The sequence below is a fragment of the Jezberella montanilacus genome, assembly GCF_003003055.1.
GTDB classification, from domain to species: Bacteria; Pseudomonadota; Gammaproteobacteria; order Burkholderiales; family Burkholderiaceae_B; genus Zwartia; species Zwartia montanilacus.
Genome location: NZ_PVTV01000010.1, coordinates 1 through 1,037, shown reverse-complemented (window position 1 = coordinate 1,037; position 1,037 = coordinate 1). Strand labels below are relative to the sequence as shown.

Sequence of the window (1,037 nt, the reverse complement as noted above, 5' to 3'; positions counted from 1 at the left end):
TGACCTGCCCTGGGATTTTCAGACCACGCGAAATTAGAGACAATGGCTCCTTGACAGCAAGGAGCAGTGATGAAGAAAGCACGATTTACGGACGAACAGATCGTTCGCATATTGCAAGAAGCTGATCGGGACCCAATTGCAGCGGTAGCCAAGCGGCATGGCGTGGGTGAGTCCTCGATTTATGTCTGGCGCAAGCGATTTGGCGATATGGGTACGGATGACGTTAAAAGACTGCGTAATTTAGAGCAGGAGAACAGCCGGTTAAAGAAGATTTTGGCTGAACGTGATCTGGAAATCGAGGTCATGAAGGAGATCACCGCAAAAAAGTGGTGAGCGTGCAGGCTCGATTGGCCCAGGCTCGTTATGCCATCGAGCGCGGGGTCAGCCAAAGACGGGCCTGTGCGCTGCTTCAAGTTGCAAGATCAGGTTTGACCTATACGTGCAAGATGCCGATCAAGGATGCACCGATTGTTCAGGCTATGCGTCACTATTCTGACAAGTACCCTCGGTTTGGCGCCAGACGAGTGAGGATCTTTTTACGGCGTGATGGCATAGCGCTTGGACGGGACCGTACAGCTCGGATCTGGGCAAAGCACGGGCTTCAGGTACCGGCGAAGAAGACCAAGAAGCGCTATCGGCCTGAACGTACACAAATCGGCGCACCTAGCCGACCAAATGAAGTGTGGAGCTATGACTTTGTCTTTGATGCCTGTGCGAACGGACAGACATTAAAATGCCTGACGATGATCGACGAATTCACGAAGGAAAGTTTATTCATTGATGTTGCAGGCTCGATTCGAGGCAAAAGGGTTGTCGAGGTGCTGCAGGCCGTCGCAGCAGAGCGCGGATATCCTACGTATCTGCGAAGCGATAATGGCCCGGAGTTTGTGAGTACGGTGTTGCTGGACTGGGCGGCTCGCCATGGGATGACAAACATGTTGATCGAGCCAGGCAAGCCATGGCAGAACGGCACCAACGAAAGTTTTAATGGCAAGTTTAGGGATGAGTGTTTGGCAATGAACTGGTTTCATAGCCGA

General features: G+C 52.2%; 1 pseudogene. It reads left to right on the top strand.

The window, feature by feature from the left end:
• Nucleotides 1-69: 69 nt before the first annotated feature.
• Nucleotides 70-1,037: pseudogene (locus BCM14_RS01575) on the top strand (IS3 family transposase); the annotation flags it as partial.